This window comes from Halocynthiibacter sp. C4, from assembly GCF_028823805.1.
GTDB lineage: Bacteria > Pseudomonadota > Alphaproteobacteria > Rhodobacterales > Rhodobacteraceae > Falsihalocynthiibacter > Falsihalocynthiibacter halioticoli.
The window spans coordinates 1-276 of the sequence record NZ_JAPEIE010000017.1; the positions used below are offsets into that span (position 1 = coordinate 1).

General features: G+C 62.3%; 1 protein-coding gene. It reads left to right on the forward strand.

What is annotated here, in order from left to right; genetic code table 11:
* Positions 1-276: transposase (locus OU789_RS16840; protein WP_446719197.1), on the forward strand; the 276-nt coding region annotated here is incomplete at both ends.

Consider the following 276-nt stretch of genomic DNA (forward strand, 5'->3'; position numbering starts at 1 on the left):
GCAAAGCCTCTTGATCAAGACGTACTTCTGCGATCCCCACGCCCCCTGGCAAAAAGGGGGCATCGAGAACGCCATCGGCCGCATGCGCCGCTTCATCCCGCGCAACACCGACCTCGAAAAGCTGCCAACCCGCCGCCTGCGCAAGTCCATCGCCGCCTACAACAACACCCCGCGCAAATGCCTTGACTTCAGGACCCCGGCAGAGGTCTTTGCTGCTCAAGTGTTGCACTTCGAGTGTGAATCCACCTCCCGGCTTTCGCCGGGACGACGGCGGAG